Raw genomic sequence first — 26,988 nt, forward strand, 5'->3', positions numbered from 1 at the left:
ATATAACCAAAATACATAGATTGTTCCGGTTTTGGAAATGATCTATTTCAATAATGTGGCAATTATATTTAATATTTCTTAAATCTGTCCTGTTTTGTTTTTTTAAATTCCTTCCTATTAACAGTATCTAAATCAAAAATATTTATTATTTTTTAAAATTGTAACTGTCCCTTTTATTGCAATATACATCTTGTTTCATAAGGTTTTTAAGCGTTTTATTTGGCGGGTTTTTTAATAGGCTAATTTTTTAAATTTTTAAACTGTTGATTTTAAATGGTTTGTTTGTTTTTTGTTTTGGTTTGTTTGTGTGCGTTTTCTGCAATAATAATATTTTAAATAAGTGTTTGCTTGTTTTTTGCGGTCTTGACTGTGCATATTTATATGCATATTTTTATGCTTGTTAACAGGTTTGTATCGCTTCTGTTAATCCTTCTCTTCCTCAGGGGTGGGTGTATGCGTTTTATAAAAACTATAAGTTAAGATGGATGAAATAATGCAAAACAATAAAGTAGCTAAAGCAGTAAAATATGCGATTGCTTGCTCAGTGATCTCTACAGGACTGTCTACCGGTGTTGCTATCGCAAATGAAGACACTGAAGGCAAAAATGTTGAAAGAATCGAAGTAACAGGTTCACGTATTCAACGTGCTGAGTTTGAATCGGCAAGTCCAGTTGCAAGCTTTGATGCAGATGATATTGCCAAATCAGGTGTGACAAGTGTTGATGAATTCTTAAAGTTCATTCCTGCGACATCTGGTTTCCAACTCGGTGCGACAACTAACAATGGTAACGATGGTGCAAAGAAAATTGACCTTCGTGGTATGGGCTTTAACCGTACTCTTATTCTTATCAATGGTAAGCGTTCAATCGGCGACGTAAACTCTGACGGCGCAGTAGATTTAAACCAAGTGCCTATGTCAATGGTTAAGCGTATTGACGTTTTAAAAGATGGCGCTTCAACTATCTATGGTACTGATGCAATTGCAGGTGTTGTAAATATTATTCTGCAAGATGATTTCGAGGGTGTACGCGTTTCGGGTAGTGCTGGTGCAGGTACATCTGAATGGGATGCAAAGCAAAAAACCTTCTCTGTCTTAATGGGTACAGCCAGTGACAAAGGCTCAATCACTGTTGCATTAGAGTACAACTCTCAAGAAGAGTTAAAACAAGAAGCACGTGATTGGGCACATGATGCGCTTTACCCTGAAGCTATTCGTGATGATGCAGGAAATGTGACCGGCTTTAAAGCAGTAGCAAGTGGTAGCTCGAACTCAAGAACCATTCGTTTAACCGGTGACCAAAGAGCTGCAATCGTAGCAGCAGGTGGTCCAGATGCTGCGAGTTGGATTGTTGATGCTGGTACAGGTGAGATCAGACCATTTAAAGCTTCAACAGATGTTTATAACTATGCACCAGTCAATGCGTTAATCACGCCAAATGACCGTTTTCAAATTGCCTTAAATGGTAAATACGAAGTGGCTGATGGCACCAATGCGTATGTTGACGCATTTTATACGCAACGTGAATCTCTGCAACGTTTAGCGCCTGATGCTTCATTTGGTCGTGGCCCATTACAGTATGTGTGGGATAACCCGAATAACCCATTTGGTGCTGCAGATCGTAACCCTTGGGGCGTAGACTTCTCGGCATCTGACTTAACTGAAGCGCAAACAGATCCTATGAAAGGTATTCATATTAACCGCCGTTTCACAGAGTCTGGTGGTCGTATCTTTACCCAAAAAGCGCATACCTACAGAATTTTAGCGGGTCTTGAAGGTGAGATCGGTGATGGTATGTTCTACGATGTGTCTTTCACTCATGGTTATAATGAACAGCTTGATAACACCAAAAACTATCACCGTTTTGATCGTTGGCAGAATATAACTAATGCAGCATCATGTACTGGAACTTGTGCTGATGCTGGTGTTTTAGACCCGTTTGCTGATTTTGGTGCAATCACGCCTGAGCAAATGGCATACCTAAGTGCGAATTCACTGAAAGATTTCAGCTATGGTGAGCTTCGTCACATCATCGCGACTTTATCTGGTGAAATTGAAACAGATTTTGGTGGTGGTTTCATCGGCTGGGCTGCAGGCTTTGAAAATCGCAAAGAAAAAGGCGAATCAATTCCAGATGAATTCTCATCAGAAGGTTTAACAACCAGTGGTTCGAGTGATCCTCAACTTGGTAGTTTTACAGCTGACGAAATTTACCTTGAGACCTTCATCCCTGTTGCTGATTCACTATCGATTGAAGCGGCAATCCGTTATTCTGATTATGAGAATAATAAAGGCGTAACTTTCGATTCAACAAACTTTAAGGTGTCAGTTGATTGGCGTCCACTAGATTCACTTAAAGTACGTGGTGGTATTTCAACAGGCTTTAGAGCACCAAATATTTCAGAGATGAATCAAAACCAGTCTACTGGTTTCCCAACAGTTGACTTTATTTGTGAGTTTGAAGATATCCGTAATGATATCACCGATCAACAAAGAACTAATTGTAAAGCGGATGCTGATACAGGTGAGCTAGGTTTTGCATGGCAACCAGCTTATACAACAGAAGCACCAGAGAAAAGCCTGATCCCTGAAGAATCGGTAACCACAAACATCGGCTTTGTATACACAGTGCCAATGGACGATAACCTAGTATTCAGTGTTGATTATTGGAGAATCAGTATTGAAGACTTAATTGGTTCGACGCCATACCAGTTACTGTTCAATAGTTGTATGGATTCAAAAGATTACTCTGCGTCTTCATGTTCGGCTTTCCCGAAAGATGATAACGGTAGAGCGATGCCAATCGCATCTTTTGGTCTTCCTAATGATGCAACGTTTGCATTCGGTAATGTTGGTGAGCTAGACACGTCTGGTATCGACTTTGAATTAGACTACTCGACTGAAGCTGACTTAGGTTTCACTGATCGTATTGGTGTACGTGTAAGTGGTACGTATAACATTGAGCGTGTTGAAACATGGGTTGAGTTAGGCCTTGAGCGTGACATGGTAGGTAATGCTTATCCGTTCGAAATCTACCCAGAGCTTAAGTTCACAACCTCGTTCATCTTTGGTGGTGATAACTGGGATGCGAACTATGACCTTCGCTATATCAGTGAAACGACTGATGCTTTACGTCCAGGTTCGATTACTGATGATAATATCGCAGATGCGGTACTTTATCACGACGTAAGCGCAAGCTATAGCATGGATAATGCTCGCTTTAGTGTGGGTATTAGCAACTTGTTAGATAAAGATGCACCTCGTTATCACAGTGGCTTTAACGCAAATACGGCACCAGGTACATACGACACAATCGGTCGTCGTCTATTTGCAAGCTTCAAGCTTGATTTCTAATCAGACCTAGTCTGACTAGAGCATCAAATGGGCTTCCCTGGCCCACTTTATTTTAGCGCCCAATTTGGGCGCTTTTTTGTGTTAACAAACTTACCTTTACTCACTCTTATTTTGTTATATATTACTGATAAAATTATTAAAATAAGATCATTAGCTTATGAAACCTAAACTCTTATTGTATCCAAATATTCAGGTTGAAAATGTATTTACAAAAGAAACGGAAGTCTTAGGTCAATTGCAAAGAGGGGAGTTAAATGAAGCTTTGATTTTGTGGCAACCAGATAAGCCAACATTAGTTTTGCCGTCAGGTAATAAATGGCAAAGCTCAGAGGGGTTGCATCTACAGCTTATGCAAATGGGGTGGCAGCTGTTTAGTCGCAAAACAGGTGGCGCACCAGTACCGCAAGTACCTGGAGTGATTAATGTTTCTTATATGTATGTGTGGGATAAGCAAACGCCTTATTCGATACCAAAAGCCTATCAAGATTTTTGTGACAAACTATCTCGGTTTTTTGCGTTATACAATGTGAAAGTAGATGTGCATGCCACTGAGTTTTCTTATTGTGATGGTGATTACAATCTTAATATCGCAGGCAAAAAAGTGGTTGGAACAGCACAGCGCGTGGTGCTTAAAAATAGTGGTGGCAAGGTGGTACTTGCTCAAGCTTGTATTTTAATCAATACGGATATTAGCACTATTATTAACCCAGTAAATGCCTGTTATGAATACCATCAACAAGCTGAACGCGTGCGTTCAGCGGTCCATACCTGTTTAGTTCAGCATACGGCTCAACAAGACTCCGTTGAAGGTTACTTTCAAAGTTTAATAAAGGCCTTTTCATAATTTTAGGTAACTTACTCAAAGTGTTGACGAAATGGGATGTCATTGAAGTGCATATAAATACAGATGCCTTTGCCTTCAATACTTTGTAATTCAATATGGCCTCCTAGGCGCTGGGTGACTAAGTTATAAACTATACTTAGCCCTAAGCCTGTTCCGCCTTCACCTCGTTTTGTCGTCACAAAGGGTTCAAACACCTTATCAAGTAGATCTTCTTTTACACCCACGCCGTCATCGCTAAACCTGAAATGAATAGCGCCACTGACAAACTTGCACGAAACTTCAATGTTGAGCACTCTATTTTCAACTTGACCATGGCGTAGGCTGTTTACGATAAAAATAGTGAATATTTGCCCAAAAGCCCCAAGGTAACTTTTTACAATCATTCCTTTAGGAATATCGAGAGAGATACATGCATCATGTTTATCAATTTCGTGTCTTAGGCTGATGACAAGATTGTCTAAAAATTCGTGTATATCAAACTCGACGAGCTCATCATATTCTTGATGTGAGGCAACCTGCTTAAAGCTGCTTATGAGCTCCGCAGAGCGAGTTAAATTGCTTTCTATTAAATTAAGTGAGTCATCAAACTCCTGTAATAAAACTTGTAGGTTTGCTTTCGAAATCTTGCCTTGTTTGAAGTCATTTTTAAGCTTGCCCACCTTCTCCCTAAGGAAAGATTCACTGGTTATTGCAACGCCTAAGGGGGTGTTTAATTCGTGCGCAAAACCTTTTACGAGGCCGCCTAAACTTGCCATTTTGGCATCTTCGACAAGCCTATTTTGGGCTAGTGAGAGCCTTTCTATGAGTGTTTCAATATGGCTTAATAATATGCCTAGATCATCACTAAACTGAGATAGCTCGTCATTACCACCAAGTTCTAATCGCTCACTAAAATCATCACTGTTAGACAGTTTTCTGATAAATTTTGTGACAGCAATCAGTGAAAAAGTCACTCTGCGGTTAATCACAAATGAAATGGAGAGACTGATAATGGTGGTTGCTAAAATAAGTAAAAAAATCTTTCTAAGGTAATTTGGCGACGTTGCAGCTTGTTGCTCATTGAGGTGCTGGTATAGCGTATCAAAACGTTCTCCCAGCTCTATTGATAGTGCGTTATTTTTACCTTTTAATCCTTGCGAAGCGTGCTGCCCCTGGGTTTCTAAATGATATATATATTGATTAAAACCTTGAATATATTCATTGAGCCTTAAATTTAAATCAGCATTTTTTAAGGGGTAACGGGTATTAATTAACTGCTGTGTTTGTGCAATCAGTTGAGTGTGTAGTTTGAGGTATTTAGGGTCCCAACGAAGTAGATAGTCTTTTTCTCTGCGTCTCAGTTCTAAAATTAGAATTTCAAACTCGGCATCTTCTAACTTTTCAGTAATGGCCTGTAGCTCATGGACGGCATGACGAAAAAAACCTCTTAATCCTCTGTCTTCATTGAACCCTAAACGCCTTTGAAGTTTGATTTGTTCAAGTAAGTTTTTTTCAAACTCACCAACCCCCACCTGAATTTGGTTAAGTAGTAGTAGGGCAATGCTGTCATCTTCAATGTGCTGTTTGAGTGACATTGTGGCTAATGCATAATCGTTTTTATGTTTTTTTAAGTCGCTTTCAATGTCTTTCGAGCGATACAGGCTAAATGCGGGTTGTAGGTAAAGAAAGCGGGTGAATGCATTTTTATATTGGAGAAGGTGTTGATCTATTTGTTTATTAAGCTGTGATTGTTGATATAAAAAAAGCCCACCAACAAGGGTCACAATTAGGCTGATAATAATACTGGCTTGGGAAATGATAAACCCAGTCTTTAATTTCATAGCACCCTTAAGGAGATTTCCACAGCATGTAATGACAGTAAGATATGCTTTAAGTGTAGAACATGGCAGTAAATGTGTGAAAAACTCAACAGTGTACGACGCACTTTTATTATTCGACTAAGATTTCGAAGCGAGTTTACGAAAAGCCTATATTAGTTTTTATAACATAGTAGAAGCTATAAAAAATCTAAAGTCATTGTATTTAAAGCTTAAATAACGAGAGAAAAATTTTTTAGAAAAATAATAAGACTAAAAACTGTGTGCTCACTATTGTTTGCTCAATAACAAAACAGATGTAAACGGAGCACACAATGGTTAAAAAGATCCTTTCAATAGTCGTTGCTTTGAGTAGTACTCAAGCATTCGCAAACACCCAATCAGTGGCATATTTCGAACCGCCTACAGCCAGTATTCCTGCGGGTAGCTTTATGGCTAAAGACCATGCAGGGGAAGGTCGATATAAAGTGTCTATGCAGCCATTTCAAATGGCAAAATATGAGCTCACGGTGGCAGAGTTTAGAAAATTCATTGAAGATACAGGTTATAAAGCACCAACAAATTGTATGCACGAAATTGGCCCAGGATGGTTTGGTGCGGGTGAGCGAGATGGCTCGTGGGATAACAATTTTTTTAATCTTTCTGAATATCACCCAGTGGTATGTATTGGGACAAAGGGCGCTGAAGAGTATGCTAAATGGCTTTCAGATAAAACGGGTAAGCAGTATCGACTTATGTCAGAAGCGCAGTGGTTATATGTGATGCGGACTGGGGGGTATGACGAGTATGTTTCTGAAAAGGGTAAAAAGCGTCATCAAGTATGTGAAATAGCCAACTTAGCAGATCAACACGCAAATGCGATGACAGGCAAAGTGTATCAAGCCCCATATTCATCTGCTTATACCATTGAGGATTGTAATGACAAAGAGATACTTTCTTCGACCGTAGGCTTATATAAAGCGGATAAATATGGTGTGCATGACTTGCTTGGTAACATTCAAGAGGTAGTTGCTGATTGTTATGTTGATGGCAAGCAGCGATTTCCCCAAGGTGGTGCTCCTGTGACTCAAGCTAATTGTACTTCACGTATTGCTAAAGGCAGTAGTTGGCACTGGGAGGTACCAGATCTGGACCGAAGAGGTGAAATGGCTGATGATTTTATCGCGGCAATAGAAGGTTTTCGTTTGGTACTTGATACAAAAGGTAAAGCCCTCCCTGCACAGGCTGGTAGCGACCAATTTGTGACCGGGTTAGCGAAAGCACAAAAGCAAGCCAAAATAGTGCATGCGCAAATAGCGGATTACCCAAGTAAAGTATCTAAGCTTTCTTTGAAAGACAAAGGCAGAGAAGTGACTCTAACTTGGCAGCATCAACAAGATATGGTTGGTACGACTTATAAAGTGACTCGTCTAGATTTGGTTTCTAATGAAGAGCTAGTGATTGCAGAAGGCGTGTCAGGACTAAAATATGTTGATAATAAGCCAAGCAAGAATAAAGCTCGTTATAAAGTGACACCTCAGATTGGAGAGCGAGAGGGACTCGCTTCAAATACAGCGGATTCAAATGCCGTATATACCCATACCTTACCGGCTCGCATTCAAGCCGAGGCATTCAGTCAAGGTACTGAAGTGAGTGTTCGAAACTCATCTCAAGAGCCAAAACACGATTTGGTGTTTGCGAATATGCGTAATACCAGTGCTGACTACCAAGTGAAAGTAACCAAAGCAGGTAAATACACACTTGAACCAAGAGTATTTCACAGTGGCGACAAACAAACATTTTCTGTGTTATTGAATGGTCAGTTGTTGAAAGACATCACCACAACGGGTGAAAACGGTTGGCAAACGGTAAGTGCAGTACCAGTGACTTTACCTAAAGGCACGCACACGCTCACAATTCAACCTGTCGGCGAGCGAACACGTCTTTCAATTAATTGGTTAGATGTGAAAAAACTTTAGTCTTTCTCAGTTTTATAAGCGATTGAAAACACCTTAGATTGAATTCGGCCCTGATTGTCGTACACTGAGCGGGGCCGTGTTTTCGACACTGACAAAATACAAATACCACCTCAGTTAAGCGGGTTGGTATAAAAGCAAAGGTTGCGCGCAGTATGATCCAGTTTCTAGGTTTTGAGTTTGATGAAAGTCAGTCTGTCTTATATAAAGCTAGAGAGGTTATTCCGCTTAATAGTACTCAATCTAATTTACTGGCCCTGTTTATTTCCAACCCTCAAAAAATATTTAGTAAAGAGGATATCCTCACAGCAATCTGGCATTCAAAGGTGGTGTCTGAGCAAGTTGTTTTTCAGAATATCAGTCAATTACGTGCAATTTTAGGTGATGATGCAATCAAAACCTTTCCAAAAAAAGGTTATCAATGGCAGCTAGAATTAATTGTAATTGATGCCTCATCGGAGAAACGGCAAACGCCTAATCATTCTCAAAGAGCAAATACCAGTCAGCAAGTAGAGCAAAAATTAGAAGAGAAAAAGTCACCCCTTGAAAGTACTGTCGAGCCAACAAGCTTAAAGAAAACATTCGACAAGCGTATTGTTATGGCATGTTTGATGGTTATTATTTTGATTTCAGGTGCTGCTTACTATCTTGCAGAACATGACATCTTTAGCAACAAACTAGGCCCGCAAGTAAAAGAACAAAACTCTAAAAGTGACACTCAAGCTGTGCACAGTGACTTGCAGTTTATTCCTTTCACGGCCGACAGTCCGAGACATTTTAAAGACGAATTAGCTGCTTTACATACTCAACTTGATTTTGCGCTTGAGAATAAAGCGCTTGATACCAGAGCGTTTATAAACTCACCATTTATGCAGTATCAAAAATTAAGCGTTAACAACGCGCTGGTATTTACGGGGATCTTAAAAAATAATGGCGACTCAGCCACGCGTAAGCAGGTACCTTATTTACTTGAGTTACTAGTACAAGGTCCTGAGCGTAGTTGGAGCAGTTACTTGTATGGTCGGTCTATGTCTGATCTTGCGACGCAGACCAATACACTTTTAAGTAAGATAGCCAAGAGTGACTACTTTATTTTGAAAAGTGAGTCATTACTTTCGGCTGAGCTCTCTTTAATGAATGATTCCATGGAGGAGTCATTGCATGCTTTACCATTATTAGCACATCAACTTATTCAAGCGGATAAATTTGATTCTGCTAGCGGCTATATCGAACTTTTATTGGCCGAGAGTGAGTTAAAACATCCGCTTTATTACGCCTATGGTAAGTGGCTAAAGGGGCAGCTTTATCAAGGTAAGCGAGACCCAATTGGCGCACAAACATTCTATGAACAAGCTGAGCTATTACTCTCTGATGCGCATATTTATGATTTGCAGGCAGAAGTAAATAAATCGATGGCTGAACTTGCGCATTCAATTGCGCACACTAAAGAAGATTATGATGCGATACACCGCTATTTATACAAGGCTGCAAGCTTAGCAAGGCTGGGCAAAAAGCCGGTCGCTGAAATTCGCGCTTATACTTTGCTTTCTATCAAGGCCAGTAAATTTGGTATGAAAAAAGAACGCATGGATTATCTTATTCAAGCGAAAACCTTACTGGCTGAATACCAGTTAGATGGCTCTCATTATATGCTGCCTATGTATCACTTTGCCTTGTTTGCCCAAACCGAGGAAGAGCGCATTAAGTTTTATCATGAGGTGTTAGATAAGCCAGTGACACCTGAAAACTATTGGGTGTTTTTCTCTTCTGCTGATCAGTTATCAAAGTTATATTTAAGATTAGACAAACCTGAAGCAGCGCTTGAAGTGGTAGAAAAAATAACAGAGCCTGCGCGTTCTGCGTTATTACATGCACAATATTATCGGGCACTCGATGATATAGATAATGCCATCACTTATGCTAAACGCTCATTTAATATTGGCCGTGGTCAGCATTTGAATTGGTTGAGCTTAAACAGTGCTTTATTACTGCTAGAGCTTAAGCAAAGCCAAGGTGAGAGTCATGAGTTAGCCGAATATAGAGAATTTATTGCCAATCACGCGTCATATTGGTGGTTAAATTGGCGAAAAGAGCGATTAGCTAAAGTAGGTATTGATGCCGAAGCACAAATGGCGGGGTTGTAATAAAAAATGGGTGAACCACTTGAATGATTCACCCATTGACTCGCTAATAAAAGCTTCCTTGTCTGCACTCTCAAGGGAAAGTCAACAAGAAGGGAGATGAGAAACCCAACTGTTAATACGCCTACGCCAAAAAATAGTTCAATCTAAGTTGTCTAAATCATCGAACAGGTAATCTAAGCCATGTTGGGACTCAATTTGTGCCTGTTCATGGGAGCTATCTAGATCTCGTTGCTTCTTTCTTAACCGGCTGAGAATTTCGTCTTTGTCATGGTTGCCTAGCTGTTTTAAGGCGGAGATATCAAATTCATCATCATGCATCGCAATCACCTCTATGAGTAACATCACTTTTCAATGAAGCATACTTAGCCAAAAGGACTGGTATAAAATGACTTCGTTAAACTTTTAAGCCTTTCAGCAATTATTGAACGTTTTTTGTTCGAGTTTGGTTCAGTTTTCAGCAAGCACGATATAGAGAACTTAAAGTTGATCTGATAACGCTCAGTTACGTATTCAAGATTTTATTTAGGAGAGCGTCAATGTTTGGTTTGTTTAAAAGAAATCCGAAAAAGAAAATGCGTAAAGAGTATGACGCGCTATTAGAGAAGGCGATGCATGCTCAGCGTAATGGTGATATCAGAACTTATTCTATGTTAACCGCTGAGGCTGAAAGCTTATGGGCTGAAATAGAGAAATTACCAGATTAAAAAAGCCTGCAGGGCAGGCTTTAGGGGAAATAAAGTTATAAAGTACTTTTAAAAGAACACATAGTCTAAACGCACTGATACGGTACGCTCAGGTAAGAACTCTATGTATTTTTGCGCCGTTGCACTGTTAGAGCGGCTACGGTCTCTCTTATAAAGTTCAGTTTCTTTATTAAATACGTTATTAAGGTGTAAGCTTAATTTCACGTTTTCATTCACTTCGTAGCGAGCAGATAGGTTAAAAATCTTGTAAGCAGGAACTTGGTCACCCTCTTTGGTATTAAAGTGAGTTTTATACTTACCATAAGCACTCATGTCAGCACGAACGAACACTGGCTTGCCGTTTAATTCAAACTCTTTATCTAAAGCGATATAAGCATTGTATTTAGGCACCATTGTCATTTCGTCACCTTTCTTACCACTGATCGCTGCATTATCTTTAGTAAGCTCAGATTTAGTGTAAGAGGCGTTGAATACTAGCTGTAAGGTGTCGGTAAGTGTTGCTGTTGATTCAAATTCTAAACCTTGTGACTGTGCTTCACCTGCATTTGCTGTGTAACTAAAGCCACAAGTGTCCATATAAATGCTTGTTCTAATATCTGTCCAATCTATATGGTATGCCGCCGATGTGAAGTTAAAACGACCGTCAAATAGAGAGGCTTTGTAACCAATTTCATAGTTATCGATAGAATCAGACGTGTAACGATCATTTCTTTGGTTAGCATTCGGATCAGCCTGACATGCAGCTGCAAGTGGGCCATTATTACCACCTGGGCGGTAACCTTCAGAGTATAAGCCGTAGATTGAATAATTGTCTTCAGGGCGCCATGAAAGGCTAAACTTGAAGCGGTTACCATCTTCTTCACCACCAGTGAGCGTCACTTCTTCTGACCAAATACCTTCACTCTCACTATGGCTATAATCTTCTAAGTCAAAACGTCTGATACCGGCATTAACTTCAAATTCGCCCATATCTTTTGTTTCTATGGTATAGCTCGCATCGGCAAATAGCGCTAACTCTCTATCCCATGAGCCGTATTCTCGAAGGTTCCAGATCTTGCTGCCATCGCCGAATTTATCGATACCCATTTGACGCACATCTAAGCCAGACCAAGACCACCAATAGTTAGCAGCAGCAGAGATATCATCGCCACTTTCTAGGTATTGCCATTGATAATCAGGAATAGAAGGCGTGCTATATTTGTCGTAAAACATACCAACTGTCCATGATAATGGGCTATTCAAGTCATAGTTTTGGAAGCGAATTTCATGAGTTGTGCGTTTACTTTCACGTTTATTGACGATCCATGTTTTAAACATGTCAGCGCCGTCTAAACGAGACCAATCGTCCAGAGAGCTTCCTTCGTTCTCACGATAAGAACCTGCATAAGTAAATGAGGCAATATCTGCGATGCTATCTACGCTGACATTTAAAGTGAATAGATCATTCTCGTTTTGAGAGTAGCCATCGAATATACTGTAAACAGCATATTTATCTACAGCGCCTTTTACAAAATCTCCGCCTTGAACACAACGTACTCGACCCCACTCTGGGTCACATTCATTCCATTGATGCTCGACGTCATAGCCATATTTTGTATCTGGGTTATCTATGTAGCGTAGGCTGTAGTAACCGCCCGGCTTAGAGGTATCGCCTAAAGTTGTGCCCTGAGATGAATTTTCTGTGCGCACATAGCCAAAAGTGACTGCAGTATTATCATCTACTTGCCACAAAAGCTGTGAACGAAGGAAGTTTTCTTGGCTTTCGCTTTGGTTACCAGTTGCAACATTGTACATTGGGCGTTGATCGTTTTGGATGTTACCGTTTACACGAAGAGCAAGGGTCTGTTCAACTAGCGGAACATTAATGCCCAGTGACATACTAGTATCATAGCCATCAACGTTCTTTTCCATTTTTCCTATCATGGTACCGAACAGCTCGAATTCATCGAGTACTGGCTTTTTAGTAATAACGCGAACGGTTCCGCCAATGGCATTTGAACCATATAATGTACCTTGAGGGCCACGCAATACTTCGACACGTTCAACATCAGCTAGGTTTGTAAATGCGAATGGAATATCATCGGTAAATGTAGCTGTAGTGCCAGGCGCTGCTGAGTTACCACCACTTAAACCGCGTAGAATAAGTTGACCTCGAGGTGCCGCCGCACCGGCTAGCGTTCTAAATAAGTCAGAGGCATCGACATAGTTTCGGTTGGCCATTTCAACTTCAGAAACGGCTGATACACTCATAGGTATCTCAACAATCGTTTCTACTTTTTTACGTGAAGTAACAGTGATTACTTCAAGTTCATCCTTTGCTTGTTCTTCTGCAGAAGCAGTCATAGGTACAGAATACAAAGAGCTTGCAACAGCGATGCTTAACAAGCTGTGCGTTAGAGTTTTATTTTTCATGTTTTATCCCTTAATGCGTGGTTCTTTTTTAGTTACGCATCACTAATCTAATGTGCTAGGGATAAAACATTAAATACCCTTTTAGTATAAAAAAATGGATTTTTAATATAAAAAAAACTAAATAAAAAATATTTTATTTTTGTTTGTTTTCATTTTTGCAACTTTAATCATTTGCTTTGATTCGAACTTATTCATGTTTTTTGTTTATGTATTCATGTACATCACTCACCGTAGCTAGCCAATATTCATTTTTAGGGTCTTTCAAAAATTGAATTAATTGTTGAAGTGCATGTTCATCAACCGTGTAAGGCCCTTTTTTACCTACTTCATGGCCGGCGAGTACAATCCATGCATTGTTAAATTTAGCTTGCTCAATAAGCGCTTTCAGTTGCTCAAAGGTTTTTCCGTCCATACTAAAGGCTCGTATCTGCGCCGGGTCGTAATAGAAAGGATCATTGGCTGTTTCATCATTCCAGGTTCGGCCATAACTGAATGTTTCGGCAATTAAAGGTACATAGCTCTTTACCTCAGCACCTCGGCCAACAAATGTTTGCCCACATGGGTAGGCAAACCCTTTTGGGGCTGCACCGGTATGTGTCTCAATATATTGCTGGGCTTGTTTAATGTCTTGTTTTAAAAAACTTAAACTACTTTGTTCAAGCCCTTTGTTTTGTTTTCTTAGCCAGCGAAAGTTCCCTGTGCATAGATGGCTCGCTGTGTGGTTTGCGATTTCATGACCTGCTTCTGCTGCTCGTTTCCATTGCTGTTCTTTGCCCTGCATATGGTATGGCATAAGATAGAAAGTCGCTTTCACATCATGTTTGTTTAGGATCGGAACACCTATATCAACTTGAGATTTCCTCGCATCATCAAAGCTGAGGCTAATAGCATATTTCGCTTTGTTGGGATAAAAGGCGTGACTAGCAAAAGAGGTGAACACACACAGTGCAATAGAGATTGGTAAAATATATTTCATTTTAGTCTTAGTCCTTTCTAATAAATCAATGTTCAAGATATAGCCTTGGGAATAAAGCATCAACTCACTTCTATTTCTAATATGAATAAAACTCAACTTTAGGGTTGTGCTGATAAATTGGTGTTTTTGTTGTTATAAATGGAATAATCTTTCCTATACTTGATAAGAACAAAATCTAAATAAAGAAGCGATAGTGAGTATACGAAGTCAGGATTTTTTTTCGATTGAGCAAAAAAAGGTCGCCATATTAAGCAAGGTCGCTTGGTATTGCCTCTATTTGCATGCCGCATTAGTCTTCTTTTTTGCTTACATTGAAGCTTATTGGTTATCGGGGTTAAACATTCTCAGCGTTGTTTGTTGGGCCGTTGGTTTGAATTTGTTATCAAATGGCAAAGTGGCAGGAGGATTACAACTTATTTGCCTTGAAGTGTTAGTTCATTCGGTTGCTGTAAGCCTCACCTATGGTATTGAGTTGGGCTTTCATTACTATTTGTGGGCCATCGCATGTATTCTACTGGTAGAGCAGACAATCCCAATTTCTCGTTCAATCGCTTTTGCAATCACGATGATGTTTACCTTTGCCATCTTGGTCACATTCGAATTTCCTAATATTAGTCATTTTCCTTACCCTAATTTATTACCTTACATTCATTTTTCAAATGTATTGATCAGCGGGCTACCAATGATTTTTGCACTGGCCTCGCTGCGAGAAATGAGTATTCAGTCACGGGAAGAGCTGACTTTAATGGCAAGTAAGGATGCCTTAACAGGATTGCATAATCGACGCTTTGCACAAAAGCATTTAAGTTGTCCAAACTGGTTTGAAAGCTATGGCAAAGACACTGTGTTTGTTGTTATGGCTGATATTGATCATTTCAAGCGTATTAATGACAGGTTTGGCCATGAAAGAGGGGACGATGTTTTACGTATCGTCTCAGGCATATTTATTGATTGTTTTGAACAGCCGAATTTGGCGATCCGTTGGGGGGGAGAAGAGTTTTTATTAATTGTGCATGAAAGTGATAAGCATACTGTTCAACGCTTTATAGATTTGATCACCGCACTTTTGCAGCAACATAAGGTCAGCCGTGAACAGTTAAAGGTGACACTCAGCTTTGGTGTAGCAAAATGGCAACAGGATATGAACTTTGAAACCGCAGTGTCTCGGGCAGATCAAGCCCTTTATGAAAGCAAACGCTTAGGTAGAGATAGAGTCACTTATTTCGATTGAGCAATTACTCAAACATTTTTTAACACTTCACAACATCTCTCTCACAGAATCTGGATGTATACGTTGTCATACTTTAACTCAGTCGGATAAGGAACGGGGTAAACTTGACATGAACACACGCACACAATTAATTTTAATTTCTTCACTCACTATGGCTGTTTTATCTGGCTGTACAGCTACAGAGTCATCACGAGTCATTCAACCAGTAACTGTGAATCAGCCATTAGAGCAATATCAGGGCGAAAAAGTAAAGGTGTCACTTGGTGATATTCAAAATCGCTCAACCTACCACAATGGCATTTTTTCATCAGGTGAAGACCGCTTAGGATCGCAAGCAAAAACCATTCTTAAAACCCACTTACAGCAATCACAAAGATTCAGTGTTTTAGATAGAAGCAACTTATCGGCTTTAAGCCAAGAAGCGCAGTTTGCTGATGCAAAACAAAATATTCAAGGAGCACGCTATGTGCTTACTGGTGGCGTTACTGGGTTTGGCAGAAAGCAAGAAGGGGACCGCCAGCTATTTGGTATTTTGGGTAAAGGAAAGTCACAAATCGCCTATGCAAAAGTGAGCTTAAATGTTGTGGATGTAAATACTTCTGAAGTTGTTTATTCAGTGCAAGGAGCCGGTGAATATAACTTGTCTAACCGTGAGGTAGTTGGATTTGGTAGCACCGCAAGTTATGACGCGACACTCAATGGCAAGGTGTTAGATTTAGCACTGAGAGAAGCTGTTAATAATTTAATTACAGGTTTGGATAAAGGTCACTTTTAGTCATTGAGGGTAACCCATGAAACAGTACTTGTTACTCATTTTTATCAGTAGTCTTGTTATTCTTACTGGGTGCGAAACAACTCAACCTCTTTATTACCACGGTGATTATAACCAAGTCTTATATAGTCATTTCAAAGGTGAAGGTCAGTCATTATCTGAGCAAATTTCTGAATTAAATACGCTAATTGATAGGGCGAAAGCAAAATCAAAGCCAGTGGCACCAGGTGTTTATGCGCATTTGGGGTATTTGCATATGCAAGCTGGTAATAAAAATGAAGGCTTACAGAATTTCGAGTTAGAAAAGGCCTATTTTCCAGAGTCTGAAGGCTACATTAATTTTTTGATGGCTAATATGAGAGGCAATAAAAATGAATAGCTTAAAGTTAGTCATGTTATTGCTGTTACTCACTTTGGCCCAAGGGTGTTCGACACAAAAAGCGAGCCATGATTATGCCGCTTTTAAACAGAGTGATCCTCTATCAATCTTGGTACTGCCTCCGGTAAATCATTCTTATGAACTAGTTGCAGCAGCCTCAATAAAAGCCAATGTAACACGACCTTTGGCTGAAGCTGGTTATTATGTATTTCCAATGGTTTTGGTTGAAGAGACCTTTAAACAAAATGGTTACACCATCGCAGAAGAAATTCACCAACTGGCACCGAGCAAACTACAAGAAGTTTTTGCGGCAGATGCGGCCTTGTTTATTGAGATACATAATTACGGCACGTCTTATTCAGTGTTAGCCAGTGATACTGTTGTGAGGCTATCGGCTCGGTTAATTGATTTAAAAACAGGAGAATTACTGTGGCAAGGTCAAGCTAAAGCTTCATCAAGTGAGGAAAGGGCACAGAGCAATGATGGGTTGGCTGGTATGCTATTTTCAGCGCTAGTAAATCAAGTTCTAGATAATGCTTTCGATGTTGGTTTTGATATGTCAAAAAAAGCAACAAATAGGCTGTTGTCGACAAATAAACATGATGGGTTGTTACCTGGGCCAAAGTCACCCAAATACCATAAAAACCCACGAGCTCAATAGGTGTATGTCATAAAATGCCATCACCAAAATCTAAAGTTTAAGCTTAAGCAGTTCAGATCAAAATTAAATGATTGTTAATTTTTTTTTCACACTATAAAATTTGACTCCCTTTTGGGAAATAAAATTTAAAATAAGGATTTCACAATGTTAAAAGCAACTCTTTCTGCAGCTATCCTAGCGGGTGCATTCCTAGCAGCTCCAGCACAAGCAAACATCAACCCTTGGCAACAATGTGGCTTAGGTGCAATGATTTTCCCTGATAACGGTACTGCTGCAACTTTATCAAACATCATCTGGGACCTTGGTACTACAGCTGTTACTTCAAATGCTTCGTCTCAAGACACTTGTAAAGGTGCAAATGTTAAGACAGCTCAGTTTATTCAGCAAACTTTCCCTGTACTTGAGCAAGAAATTGCACAAGGTGAAGGTGAGTACGTAGCTGCAATGTTAAATGTACGTGGCTGTGAAGCGACTGCACACGCTGACATCGTTTCTGCAATCCGTAACGATTATGCGGATAAGCCAGCTGCTGATGCTCAAGCACTTTACAACATCGTAGAAAGCAAAGTAACTAGCCAGTTCGCTGCTAGCTGTTCTGCAATCTAATCGATTAGGTGGGCAGTAATGCCCACTTTCCCTCTATGTTACGACGTATCTCATCCTTTCTTATTTGCTCTGCTCTGTCATTTAATACTTATTCTGCAACTGATATTGAGCAACTCGCACAACACCCAACATGGTTAAAACTAGGTCACTATAAATCACCGCAAGACCTTGAAAGTTATATCATCAGTGATGATTTTTTCTTGTCATCTACTGGTAAAGAAGATCCTTATCGTGAACTTCAAGCGACTATTAACGCCTTTAACACACAGCCTGAAAAACAATGTCGGTATCCCGCTAGATATCAATGGCTGCAGCAACAAGGTTTAAAGTTTGAACAGCCAAGCAGTGCTTGCGACGAGTTAACTCAGTGGCGAGAGAGCCAACCTATTCACTCGGCTAGTTTGGTTTTTGCGTCAGGCTATATGAGTAATCCTGCATCGCTCTATGGTCATATGTTATTGAAACTTAATAGGGCGACAGAATCACATAACAAGTTACTTGATTACAGCATCAATTATGGTGCCATTGTGCCTGAGAACGAAAATGGTCTTGTGTATATCAGTAAAGGGTTGTTTGGTGGCTATATTGCAGGTTTTTCTGATCAATTATTTTATCGCCATCAGCATAATTATGGTGAAGTAGAGCTCAGAGATTTATGGGAATATGAACTCAATCTAACGGCTGATGAAGTGCGTTTAATTAGCAATCATATCTGGGAGTTGATGGGTGCAAAATACACGTATTATTTTGCCGATGAAAACTGTGCGTTTCACATTGCCAAAGTGATTGAGTTGGTCGCAGGCGATAAACTAACAAATGAGTTGTCACCTTGGGTGATCCCAGCGACAATTTTTTCCAAGCTAGCAGTTGCTGAGCATAACAACCAACCCTTAGTTCGAGATATCAAATTCACGCCATCGCGAAACAGTGCTTTTTATCAGCATCAACAACATTTAAATGACCAAGAAAATGCGCTCGCAAAGCGTATTTTTAATAATGCAGAATTATTAAAAAGTGCAGACTTCACATCACTGAATGTGCGTGCTCAGAAAAAAATCATCGAAGTGCTATTTGAATTTGTTCAGCTTCAGCAATTAAAACAGTATGAGCCAGATCATGTTAAAGCACTGAAAAAAGCTTTGGTCAGAGCAAGGTTGAAATTGCCGATAGGTAATGAGATAAAAGTCGATAATTATCTTCAAAGTGCGCCTCATAAAGCGCAAAAGCCATCAAATTATTCAGTTTCAGCATTAGATGTGGGCTCTAAAGTTCAGTCTAATCTGGGTTTTCGCTTAAGTTACTTTGATTCACTCGCATCTGATATTGCGCGAGTACCTTATTCGAATTTAGAGATGCTAGATGTTGAAATCGCAGTTCGTGATTCGAATATGTATGTGGAGAAACTCCACATTCTCGATTTAGAATCTTTCAATCCAGCGTATACAGACTGGGTAAATGAAGGCGGCTGGTCTTGGCAGCTGAATTTAGGATTTGAACGTGATAGAACAAATTGCCAAGGCTGCAAAAGCACCTTTGCAATGGGTGGCGCTGGTAAATCTATGCTATTTAATGACGATCGTAGTTTAGTTTATGGCATGGTAAACGGATATTTTGGTGAGCTAGCAAGTACTGCACAAGTGATTGATGCATCTATTGAAGTCGGTGTGATCAGTGATATTTACCAAGATATTAAAATGCGTGCTGCCGTTGAACGTTTCTATCATAAGCAAACAGCTGAATTGAGTAAAAATGTTGAGCTTGTGGTGCCAGTTAACCAGGACGCTGATATTCGCTTGATATATAAATCATCAGAGCAAACACTTTGGCAGTTGAAGCTAAATTACTATTGGAATTAACTTTTATTTTTATCCTATCTGCGCTTTTAACTGTGATTGAAAGCGCTTTTGGTTATTTTCTCTTTCTTTATAAACAAAATACCCAAGCGAAGCTGCACTTAACACCGCGCCTAAAGCACCAGTGATAATACTCAGCTCTCGCAAAAAGTCATTCCAATCAACTTGGGTAATCACAAGGCTTTGATACACCATCACGCCGACTGTACCTAAATAGCCAAACGAGTCAGCGAGATAAGTTAAAAAGCCAACGTTAGCAGGGCGATTAAATGTTGCGATTAAGCGTTCAAATAGCGTAGTCGAGAAGGGCACGTAGGCGAGGTAGAGGCCTATGCCATTTAACACCATCCAATAAATAGGGCTCAACATTCCTTGTTGATAGGCGAGCGAGCTTAGTAAAGTGATTGTGAACCCAGTAAAAATGAGTAAGTGGTTAACCACCATTGCAAGGTGGTTGTCTTTAATCAGTTTGAGCAGTGCCACAATGACGAGCACCACCAGTGCAATCGGTAACTCGGTAAGTGTAAAAAGTGCTGGGGCGCCATCAAGGCCGGTTGCTAGCCATACATCGGCGGCGAAACTATCGCGTAAATCTCTCAGTACGGTGAGCAGCACATACCCTATGATCAATAATGTGAGGCCAAAACCAAGTAATTGAAGTAACTCTTTGCGGCTTTCTTTGGTCATGGGAACACGGGCGCAGCGCTGGTCGATATCAGCTTGATTAGGGGGAGGAAGTTGATCAAGCATCCACACAGATAATGCTAATAGGGGCAAAAATAAACTGGCTGTGGCAAATGGCATCCATAACTCAGTCACGCCGTAGTCCATCATTAAATAGCTACCTACGGTTTTTACCAACCCTGAGGCAACAATAAAGCTTGTGCATAACCCTGCGGCTAATATTTCTGTGACTCTTCGGCCTTCCAAATAACTAAATACAATGCCCCATACCATGCCGAGCGGCAGGCCATTTAAGAGCATAAAAGCAGCATTGTAAGGCTGTGGGGTAAGCGCAAAACCGAGCAGTGCAAGCCAAGCGATAATCACTAAAGTGAGGATGGCTTTGGCTCTACCGTGACTTTGTAATTCAGAAATGACTTTAATGCCAATGAATTTAGAGAGCGCATAACCAAAAATTTGTGCCGTTAAATACAGTGTTTTGAGTGAGAGGCCTAATAATGAGGTGTCGGCATATAAACCAACAGCGACAGGTTTGCGAAAACCATACATAAACGCATAGGTGCTACAGGCTGCAATAATGGCGTAGATGCAAAACAATAGGGTATTAGTGCTGAGTTTATGTTTTATCTTGCTGCTAAGCTCACTGAGCATATGACACACCTTTTAAAAATGCGCCAATTTGGTATGAACCAAACTAGCTAGTACAATACCAATCCTCAATAATACACAATCATTTTGAGGGATTAAAACTGACGCTAACTTCGTTGGGAATTTTTTGTTTAGAACAACTAAATAGCAAAATTTCCGCCTCGTTATCGACAAGTTTTCCTTGCCTCAAAATAGAACGCTTAATTAAGAGTATTGGTATAAATACTCAGTGTAGAGGCTTTGTATTGCAGTAGTTTTACAATCTTTTTTTCGCGTTGAACAAATCGAGTGTACTAACTCAGGGTAATTAAAATTGAAGTTTTGCTTTGTTTTCAATCATTAAGGCATCATGGCGCCAAAATTCTCGGTCGAACTCAAAGGCCGTGCCTTGTTGATCTCTAACGATACGAGTGACCTTTAAGCCTAATGCACCATCGTAGGTATCTAAATGCTGTGCGATAGGATTAAACAAGCAGCATGATTCCACCGAGATATCATAAAGCACTTTATGATGTTGGTAGGTGTTTTTAAGTAACATGCTGATAGACAGCGATAAATCATGCTTGTCTATGTCAGGTAAATGCTTGTTACTGAAGTTTAAGTCTTCGACAACCACTGCGCGACCATCCACAGAGCGGACACGTAAAATGCTGGTTAGACTGGCTCTGCCATCGAGTTCAAGCGCAGTGGCGATCTCTTTACAGGGTTTTTGTTTTTTCTGCTCAAGCAGCACGGTACTTGGCTGAAACCCTTGCGCTGTGGTGTATTGTAAGAATGAGGCATGCTGCATGGGGTCGTATTTTAATTTTCTAGGGCAGACATACCAGCCACTGCGGTTTTTACGGTAAATGAGGCCCATATTTTCAAGTTGTCCGAGCGCCTGCCTAAGTGTTGAGCGGGCAATATCAAACGTTGCACAGAGCTCCCTTTCTGAGGGCAAGCTGCCCGTTAATTGCTGCTCTGTTATCTGTTTGGTTAGCACTTCACGCACTTGGGCGTAGGCAAAACTTTGGGTACTCATGTAGGGTTTTAATTCGCAAATTCACTTGGTTTATTTATAGGTATCACATCAGTCAAAGCTGAACAAGCGCTTACCTAAAAATAGATTTTTTGGTCTGTACCAATTTTTTAAATAATACATATTTCTGTCAAGTCTCTGTAATAATTCACCGATAGTATTTTCGCCGTTCGTTACTTTGGTATGTACCAATTACTTTCGGGAATCATAATGAAAACTTTATACTCTACTGGCATCACTAAACCATCTTTACTGGCGCTTGCCGTTGCAAGCGCGTTATCTGCACCTGTTTACGCAGAAGATGACAAAGCAAAGAAAGACCAAGAAATTGAAGAAATCACCGTTGTTGGCAAAAGCGTGTCATACGCTAACAACGCAACATCAGATGAAATGTTCAAGCAACAATCGGCTATGACCAGTGCGATGGCGATGATTGATAACCTACCGGGTGTTTTAATCAATGAAGGTGATACATTTGGCTCTGATGATTGGTCAACAACAGTCTCAATTCGTGGCTTCCAGTTAAGTTTAGATGAGCAGCAAGTAGGTATAACCATTGACGGTATTGCCAACGGTAACTCAAACTACGGCGGTGGTGCTAAGGCAAACCGCTATATTGATACTGAAAACTTAATGGCCGTAGAAGTATCTCAAGGTACTGCTGACGTAGCATCTCGTTCAAATGAAGCACTAGGCGGTACGCTTAACTTCACCACCATTGACCCTGGCACAGAAAAGGCGGTCATTGCGAGCTTGTCATTAGGTAACTTCGATGCGCAAAAATATTACATGCGCCTTGAAACGGGTGAAGTATTAGATGACACATACGGCTGGTTTAGCTACTCAAATTCAAGCAACAGTGACTGGATCACAGGTACAGCGGAAAACAAGCGAGACCACTTTGCCGCTAAGTTTGTGAAAGGCATGGACAGCAATCTAGAAATTACCGCTTACCTTTCTTACGACGATGTTCACGAAGATAACTATCAGCGTGTTTCACTAGAGAGCTTTAAACAAAACCCAGAATCAGATGGCTTATTAGGTGAATGGACGGGTGTCCCTTACATTGACCAAGTGTATCGTCAAGGTTGGTCAACACTACGTGAAAACCTATTTGGTTATATCGAAGTGGATATCATGATCGGTGACGTTGAAGTAACGGCAAACGCTTACTTCCATAAAAACGAAGGCCGTGGTGACTGGGTACCACCTTATCTTGTTGATGTTACAAATGATGGCTCTAAAGGTCACAGTGAACTGGTTTCGGGCAATACGGCACAAGGTGGCAGCTCGCTAGGTAAAATCTATTTTGTTGATGCCGATGGTAAGTCACTGACGCCAATTGCAGGCTGTGAAAGCTCAATCGGATTCCCTTACGGTGGTGCGGGTGCAGAATACGATCCTAACTGTTATGAAGACGGCGCTCGCCCTGTGGGTTCTTACCGTAATACGCACTATCAAAAAGATAGATTCGGTATTAACGCAGATCTGACGTGGGAAAAGCAAATCGGCGATAACACCAATGTGGTTCGTGCAGGTATTTGGTATGAAGACTATGAGCGCTCAGAATACCGTGATTGGCACAAAATCATTGATTCAAAAAGCAGCTACGAGTTCGACCATACACCTTATTGGATCCAATACGACCGTACTTACCCTGTAGAAACCACCATGCTTTATCTTGAAGATTCATTCGAGATGGAAAGTGTCACAGTACGTGCAGGTCTTAAAAAGTACCTTGTTGATTTAGATAGTAAAGACACTTACACAGGCGCCACGAAAGCGGTGAACTCAGATTCAGATGTATTGTTGTCAGCAGGTGCGGTGTGGTACACCCCAGTTGATGGCCTAGAAGTATTCGCAGGCTATGCAGAAAACTTTGCCGCGATTAAAGACCAAGTGTTAGAAGCAGATGCATCAGCACTAGATAACGTTGAAGCCGAAACCGCTGAAAACATGGACTTTGGTGTGCGTTACGACAATCAAGACTTCAACGCCAGCATTACCCTATACAGCATCGACTTCCAAAACCGCTTAACCTTCATTGCGCCGGGCTCTGATTCAGGTAATGACTACTTGGTTGGCACAAACGGCAGCTATATCAATACCGGTGGTATCGAGTCATCGGGTGTAGAAGCCTCATTAACTTACTACCCAAGCCAAGAGCTATCTGTGTATATGTCATATACCAGCAACAGCTCAGAATATACTGATGGCACAGTGGGCATAGCCGCAGGTAATACGGTATTTGGTTCAGTAGAAGACATGGCGGTGTTATCACTTGATTGGCAATCAGAAGCTTACTCAGCGGGTATTTCGACAAAATGGCTAGGCGAGCGTTGGATGGATTCAGCCAATACTCAGCGTATCGATGCTTACGCGGTGAGTGACTTATATGTAGGCGTTGATTTAGAAAACTTCGGCAGTGCCCTAAAAGGCGCATCAATTCGCTTTACGGTCAATAACCTATTCGACAAGAGCTACATGGGCGGCGTAGCCGGTGGTTGGGGCGGTTGGATCGGTGCACCTCGTACAGCAGCGCTGAACTTCCAAACACGCTTTTAATCTCCAAATTGAGTAGTACAGGACGTGCTACTCAGTTTTTTGAAAGAACCTGAACTTTGGGTAAGGGATCTACTATCTATCAAGATTAAATACCAAATGTTTGAGTTAATTAGTTAACACAGAGCCTTATTTCATTTTGAATGCGATATAGGCTCTTTTTGCTTCAAACCATGCGAGTAGACAATGAAAAAACTGATTTTAGCCGCGGCAACGCTGTGTTCATCTGTAACCTATGCGGCAAGTAATGTAGTGGTCGTCACGATTGATGGACTACGTTGGCAAGAAGTGTTTTCGGGCGCGGATAGTAAGTTGATTGAACATAAAGATTTTGTCAAAGACTCAGCGCAATTAAAGCAGGCCTATTGGAATGATAATGCGCAAACGCGCCGCGAAAAACTAATGCCGTTTTTATGGCAAACCATCGCTAAACAAGGCGTGGTTGTGGGCAACCGTGAACTGGGGTCTAAAATGTCGGTTGCCAATGACTGGTACTTTTCATACCCAGGGTATAACGAAATACTCACAGGTCAGGCTGATCCTGAAATTGATAGCAATGCCCTTAAAAACAATAAAAATGTGACCTTTTTAGAGTGGCTTAATAACAAGCCTGCATACGGTCAAAAACTTGCGGCGTTTGGCAGTTGGGATGCATTTCCGTATATTTTCAATGAGCAGCGCAGTGGCTTATATGTCAACGCCACATTTGATAGTTACCATATTCAGCCACAATCAGCCGAGATGGCATTGTTAAACGACCTTCAGGCGCAAACGCCAAGCCCTTGGCAAAATGTTAGAACAGATAGCTTCACTTATCGCTTTGCCAAGGACTATTTAACCCATATTCAGCCAAAAGCCATGGTGATTTCGTTGGGAGAAACCGATGACTTTGCCCATGAAGGCCATTACGACAGGTATTTACACGCCACCAAACGCACCGATGCCTATCTTAAAGATTTATGGCACACGATTCAGTCGACACCGGGTTACAGAAACAACACCACTTTACTGATAGTGACAGATCATGGCCGTGGCTATAACGCCGATGATTGGCAACATCATGCTTCTAAAAAAGCGGTATCGGGTTATATGAAAAAGCTCAGTCATTTTCAGCAAGGCATTATAGGCGCTGATGAAATTTGGATGGCAGCCATAGGGCCCGACATCAAACCACTTGGTGAATTAAAGGCGCACAAAGAATTTAAACAAGATCAAATTGCGGCAACGGCATTGACCATCTTGGGAGAAAATCCGCAACAGTTTAATCCGCAAGCAGGCAAAGCAATTAAAGAGATCATCAAGCTATGAATTTAAAACAAACACTAGCAACAGCCTTAGTGGCATTGAGCGGCTTTTCGGCCAATGTGATGGCCAATTCACAGGTTGATAAAATCTTATTTGGCTCTTGCAGTCACCAAGATAAAGATATTCCAATCTTCAATGCCATCAACAAAGAGCAAGCAGACTTATTCGTGTTTTTAGGCGACAACGTTTACGGTGACACAGAGAATATGACGGTGCTTAAATCAAAGTACCATAAGTTAGGCATTAAACCAGGTTTTGCTCAGCTACGCACAAATACGCCTGTGATAGCCATGTGGGATGATCATGATTACGGCGAAAACGATGCGGGCAAAGAGTATCCGTTTAAAGAAGCCTCTCGTAAAATCATGCTAGATTTTTGGCAAGAGCCGAAAGACAGCCCGCGCAGAACCAGAGACTCAGGTATTTACACGTCGTATATGTATGGTGAAGAATCACAGCGTGTGCAGGTGATCATGCCAGACCTACGCTGGAACCGGCCTGCGCTCAGTTCAATTGGCGAATTTCGTTATTGGTTAAATAGCTTCTTTAACAATGTCGGACCTTATCGACCTGTTGATGACACTACTTCTATGCTGGGTGAATCGCAGTGGCAATGGCTTGAGCAAGAGTTATTAAAGCCTGCGAAAGTGAAAGTGATTGCTTCAAGCCTACAGCTTATTCCTGACTTTACGGGCTGGGAGAGCTGGGCGAATTTTCCTGCAGACAGACAGCGACTATTCGACTTTATTGAAAAGCATAAAATTGGTGGTGTGATCATGATAAGTGGCGACACTCACTGGGGTGAGTTGTCAAAGTACCAAGCTAAACAAAACTATCCTTTGTGGGAAGTAACCAGCTCGGGACTTACACAAAAATGGAAAGATGTGAGCCCTAATAAGCATAGGGTGGGCGAATCCACATCGGATGTAAATTACGGTTTTATTGAAATAGATTGGCAACAAGCAGATCCAAATATTGAGTTTGGGTTAAAAGACATCAACGGCGATGTGACCCACAAGCAAAGCATGCCGCTGTCATCGCTGCAGTTTAAATAACACCAAGGAA

20 protein-coding genes are annotated in these 26,988 nt (G+C 40.8%); 14 read left to right on the top strand and 6 right to left on the bottom strand.

The annotated features are described in order from the left end of the window. Positions 1-493 precede the first annotated feature (493 nt). Both AAEU28_RS08920 and AAEU28_RS08925 read left to right on the top strand, forming a co-directional pair. A complete protein-coding gene (locus AAEU28_RS08920) occupies positions 494-3,352 on the top strand; it encodes a TonB-dependent receptor plug domain-containing protein (protein WP_421963789.1) in 2,859 nt (952 codons plus the stop codon). Positions 3,353-3,509: 157 nt separating this feature from the next. Beyond that, positions 3,510-4,196, top strand: a complete 687-nt coding sequence (locus AAEU28_RS08925; protein ID WP_421963790.1) for a lipoate--protein ligase family protein — start codon at positions 3,510-3,512, stop codon at positions 4,194-4,196. An 11-nt stretch (positions 4,197-4,207) separates the two neighbouring features. Here AAEU28_RS08925 and AAEU28_RS08930 read toward each other — a convergent pair whose 3' ends face one another. Next, a complete protein-coding gene (locus tag AAEU28_RS08930) occupies positions 4,208-6,016 on the bottom strand; it encodes an ATP-binding protein (RefSeq protein WP_421963791.1) in 1,809 nt (602 codons plus the stop codon). Positions 6,017-6,327: 311 nt separating this feature from the next. Here AAEU28_RS08930 and AAEU28_RS08935 point away from each other — a divergent pair, with 311 nt between their 5' ends. Then, positions 6,328-7,971 carry an SUMF1/EgtB/PvdO family nonheme iron enzyme gene (locus tag AAEU28_RS08935; RefSeq protein ID WP_421963792.1) on the top strand — a complete coding sequence of 548 codons (1,644 nt, stop codon included), beginning with the start codon at positions 6,328-6,330 and terminating at the stop codon, positions 7,969-7,971. A 152-nt stretch (positions 7,972-8,123) separates the two neighbouring features. After that, entirely contained in the window at positions 8,124-10,112 is a 1,989-nt protein-coding gene (locus AAEU28_RS08940) for a winged helix-turn-helix domain-containing protein (RefSeq protein WP_421963793.1), read from the top strand. Between the two features lie 138 nt (positions 10,113-10,250). Here AAEU28_RS08940 and AAEU28_RS08945 read toward each other — a convergent pair whose 3' ends face one another. Continuing rightward, on the bottom strand, positions 10,251-10,454 hold the full coding sequence (locus AAEU28_RS08945) for a hypothetical protein (RefSeq protein ID WP_421963794.1): 204 nt from the start codon (positions 10,452-10,454) through the stop codon (positions 10,251-10,253). 194 nt (positions 10,455-10,648) lie between these two features. Here AAEU28_RS08945 and AAEU28_RS08950 point away from each other — a divergent pair, with 194 nt between their 5' ends. Continuing rightward, complete coding sequence (locus AAEU28_RS08950; RefSeq protein WP_138483643.1) at positions 10,649-10,816, top strand: DUF6435 family protein; 168 nt, start codon at positions 10,649-10,651, stop codon at positions 10,814-10,816. Between the two features lie 48 nt (positions 10,817-10,864). On the opposite strand, the gene AAEU28_RS08955 is transcribed toward AAEU28_RS08950, so the two are convergent. Both AAEU28_RS08955 and AAEU28_RS08960 read right to left on the bottom strand, forming a co-directional pair. Then, positions 10,865-13,228 carry a TonB-dependent receptor gene (locus AAEU28_RS08955; RefSeq protein WP_421963795.1) on the bottom strand — a complete coding sequence of 788 codons (2,364 nt, stop codon included), beginning with the start codon at positions 13,226-13,228 and terminating at the stop codon, positions 10,865-10,867. Positions 13,229-13,415: 187 nt separating this feature from the next. Further along, positions 13,416-14,204 carry a polysaccharide deacetylase family protein gene (locus AAEU28_RS08960; protein WP_421963796.1) on the bottom strand — a complete coding sequence of 263 codons (789 nt, stop codon included), beginning with the start codon at positions 14,202-14,204 and terminating at the stop codon, positions 13,416-13,418. 193 nt (positions 14,205-14,397) lie between these two features. On the opposite strand from AAEU28_RS08960, the gene AAEU28_RS08965 reads away from it, so the two are divergent. From AAEU28_RS08965 to AAEU28_RS08990, 6 genes are all read left to right on the top strand, one after another. Beyond that, positions 14,398-15,435, top strand: a complete 1,038-nt coding sequence (locus tag AAEU28_RS08965; protein ID WP_421963797.1) for a GGDEF domain-containing protein — start codon at positions 14,398-14,400, stop codon at positions 15,433-15,435. A 109-nt stretch (positions 15,436-15,544) separates the two neighbouring features. Then, complete coding sequence (locus tag AAEU28_RS08970) at positions 15,545-16,210, top strand: CsgG/HfaB family protein (protein WP_421963798.1); 666 nt, start codon at positions 15,545-15,547, stop codon at positions 16,208-16,210. Between the two features lie 16 nt (positions 16,211-16,226). Further along, positions 16,227-16,586 carry a DUF4810 domain-containing protein gene (locus tag AAEU28_RS08975; protein ID WP_421963799.1) on the top strand — a complete coding sequence of 120 codons (360 nt, stop codon included), beginning with the start codon at positions 16,227-16,229 and terminating at the stop codon, positions 16,584-16,586. Further along, a complete protein-coding gene (locus AAEU28_RS08980; protein WP_421963800.1) occupies positions 16,579-17,247 on the top strand; it encodes a DUF799 domain-containing protein in 669 nt (222 codons plus the stop codon). Before AAEU28_RS08975 ends, AAEU28_RS08980 begins: the two co-directional genes overlap by 8 nt. Before the next feature lie 144 nt (positions 17,248-17,391). Then, positions 17,392-17,853 carry a DUF3015 family protein gene (locus tag AAEU28_RS08985; RefSeq protein ID WP_421963801.1) on the top strand — a complete coding sequence of 154 codons (462 nt, stop codon included), beginning with the start codon at positions 17,392-17,394 and terminating at the stop codon, positions 17,851-17,853. A 35-nt stretch (positions 17,854-17,888) separates the two neighbouring features. Continuing rightward, positions 17,889-19,709, top strand: a complete 1,821-nt coding sequence (locus AAEU28_RS08990) for a DUF4105 domain-containing protein (RefSeq protein ID WP_421963802.1) — start codon at positions 17,889-17,891, stop codon at positions 19,707-19,709. A 9-nt stretch (positions 19,710-19,718) separates the two neighbouring features. On the opposite strand, the gene AAEU28_RS08995 is transcribed toward AAEU28_RS08990, so the two are convergent. Next, complete coding sequence (locus AAEU28_RS08995; protein ID WP_421963803.1) at positions 19,719-21,041, bottom strand: DUF5690 family protein; 1,323 nt, start codon at positions 21,039-21,041, stop codon at positions 19,719-19,721. Positions 21,042-21,345: 304 nt separating this feature from the next. Further along, positions 21,346-22,059 carry a UTRA domain-containing protein gene (locus AAEU28_RS09000; protein ID WP_390447127.1) on the bottom strand — a complete coding sequence of 238 codons (714 nt, stop codon included), beginning with the start codon at positions 22,057-22,059 and terminating at the stop codon, positions 21,346-21,348. Positions 22,060-22,266: 207 nt separating this feature from the next. Between AAEU28_RS09000 and AAEU28_RS09005 the strand changes: the two genes are divergently transcribed. The 3 genes from AAEU28_RS09005 (at position 22,267) to AAEU28_RS09015 (ending at position 26,978) form a co-directional block, all read left to right on the top strand. Beyond that, positions 22,267-24,621 carry a TonB-dependent receptor gene (locus tag AAEU28_RS09005; RefSeq protein ID WP_421963804.1) on the top strand — a complete coding sequence of 785 codons (2,355 nt, stop codon included), beginning with the start codon at positions 22,267-22,269 and terminating at the stop codon, positions 24,619-24,621. 183 nt (positions 24,622-24,804) lie between these two features. Continuing rightward, a complete protein-coding gene (locus tag AAEU28_RS09010; protein WP_421963805.1) occupies positions 24,805-25,926 on the top strand; it encodes a phosphoglyceromutase in 1,122 nt (373 codons plus the stop codon). Further along, complete coding sequence (locus AAEU28_RS09015; RefSeq protein WP_421963806.1) at positions 25,923-26,978, top strand: alkaline phosphatase D family protein; 1,056 nt, start codon at positions 25,923-25,925, stop codon at positions 26,976-26,978. Before AAEU28_RS09010 ends, AAEU28_RS09015 begins: the two co-directional genes overlap by 4 nt. Positions 26,979-26,988: the final 10 nt, after the last annotated feature.

Source organism: Pseudoalteromonas sp. SS15, from assembly GCF_049257195.1.
Classification (GTDB): domain Bacteria; phylum Pseudomonadota; class Gammaproteobacteria; order Enterobacterales; family Alteromonadaceae; genus Pseudoalteromonas.